At 79.1% G+C, this 2,020-nt stretch carries 2 protein-coding genes; both read right to left on the reverse strand.

Features of this window, described 5'->3' with window-relative positions; translation table 11 throughout:
* Positions 1–1,378 (reverse strand): Gfo/Idh/MocA family protein (locus tag FGF04_RS38965; RefSeq protein WP_149516123.1); only part of this gene is annotated, 1,378 nt, incomplete at its 3' end.
* Complete coding sequence (locus FGF04_RS38970) at positions 1,372–1,554, reverse strand: hypothetical protein (protein WP_149516124.1); 183 nt, start codon at positions 1,552–1,554, stop codon at positions 1,372–1,374. The genes FGF04_RS38965 and FGF04_RS38970, both read right to left, overlap by 7 nt.
* Between the last annotated feature and the right edge of the window lie 466 nt (positions 1,555–2,020).

Raw genomic sequence — 2,020 nt, forward strand, 5'->3', positions numbered from 1 at the left:
GGGGAGCGGACGAGGGGGCGGCGCGGGACAGCGCCTCCAGCAGCAGGCGGTGCAGCGCCAGGTCGCGCCGCAGCGGCCACGGCCAGGCGCGCTCCACCGGGGTGCCGCCCCGCACCGCGGCCACGGCAGCGGAGAACTCCCGCACCTGCTCGGCGAAGGGGGACACCCCGGTGTCGAAGGGCACCGGCACGCGGTCCCCCGTACGCGCGTCGGTGCGCAGCAGCATCCCCCCGGCGTCCTGGCCGAGGGTGTCCGTGGCGGTCAGCTGCCCGCGGGTGCCGACCACTTCGAGGCGCCGTCGTGGCAGGGCGTCGGGCGTGTTGTAGGCCAGGTGCAGGGTGGCCAGTACGTCGCCACCGGTACGGCCGGTCAGTACGGCGCCGTCGTCGACCGGGTACGGGTGCACCCGGTGCTGCACCAGCGCCGTCAGCTCGGCCACGTCGTCCCCGCCGAGCAGCACGCCCACCAGGTCGAGGCCGTGCGGCGCCAGGTCGAGCGCGGCCCCGCCGCCGGCCCGCGCCGGGTCGGCACGCCAGTTGTCGTACGGCCGTCCGTCCGGCGACCAGGCGGGCGGCAGCCAGCAGCAGTAGGTGATGCGCACCGCGGTGACGGTCCCCAGCTCCCCGGCGGCCACGGCGTCGCGTACGGCCCGGTGGGCGGGGTGGAAGCGCTGGTCGAACGCGGTCGCCGCGAGGACGCCCGCGCGCCGGCAGGCCGCGACCAGGTGCTCGGCCTCACCGAGGTCGGCGGCCAGCGGCTTCTCGCACAGCACCGCCACCCCCGCCGCGGCCGCCGCCTCGACCGCCGGGCGATGGGCGTGGTTGGGCGTCGCGACGTACAGGGCGTCGGGCCGGTACGCGGCCAGCAACTCGGCGAGACCGGCCGAGGCCCGGGCACCGGGGGCACGGCCGGCCAGCAGGTCGGCGGCCGCGGGGTCACGATCGGTCACGGCGACGAGACGGGGCACGGGGGTGGCGGTGCGGCCGGCGCCACGTGTTCCGCCCGGGCCGTCGGCGTGGTGCGCGTCCCGCGGGCCCGTCCGCCCATCGGCGCGGCCGGGTTCGTCCGTGGTACGGCCCGTTCCGCCGCCGCCGGTGCCGGTGCCGCGCGGGGCGTCGGGGGCGCTACCTGTGCCGGTCCAGGCGTCGATCCTGCCCGCGCCGGTCGCGTCGACGACGCCGTGCGGGCCGCCCGAACCACCCGCACCATCCGTACCTGCCGTCCCGCGCAAGCCGTGCTGCCCTCGCGCCCCCTCCACGAGGCCCGCGGCGGCCTCCAGCAGGCCCGGCAGGAAGTGGTCCCGGGCCACCCAGCCGCAGCCGGCGACCGCCCATCTGCACTCGGCCGGGGCGGCGGCCCACCCGTCGGCGTTCACCATCGCTCCGGGAGGTCCAGGAGCACTCGGCGGCGGGCCAGTGCGGTCACCTCGGGTGTCAGGCGTCCGACCCGCGCGTCGGCGAGCAGGCCGGGGGAAAGGTCGACGCGGTCGGGCAGGTAGGCGGCGGCGCCCGGCCCGTACTCCTCCCGCCACCGGTCGCCCGGCCAGTGCAGCACCCCGTCGCGGTAGAGCGGGTTGAGCCGCAGCGGCCGCCCGGGGACCGGCCGGTCGGGCGAGAGGGGGCCGTACCCGGCGGGCGGCGCCGGGGTGGCGACCAGGGCGAGGGCCTCGCTGCCGGCCAGCTCCGCGACCGTACGCGGCCGGTGGCGGCGTCGTCCTCGGCCACTGCCACAACTCCCTGGTCCCCGGGCCGGTCTCCGGGCTGCCGCTGGACCCGGCCGGATGGCGGTCGCTGCTGCCCGGGGCCCTGTGCTACGACGACGCGGAGCTGACACGCGCCCTGCTGGAGGGGAGCGTGCCGGAGCCGCGTACGGTCGCGGAGCTGGCCGGCAGCGAGGCCCTCGCCCTGGTCGCCACCCCGGCGCCGCCCGCCGGGTACGGCCCCCTCTCGCCCGACCGGCCGGTCCCCGGGCGGCCGCTGCGGCTCAACCCGCTCTACCGCGACGGGGTGCTGCACTGGCC

Source organism: Streptomyces apricus, assembly GCF_008369065.1.
GTDB classification, from domain to species: domain Bacteria; phylum Actinomycetota; class Actinomycetes; order Streptomycetales; family Streptomycetaceae; genus Streptomyces; species Streptomyces apricus.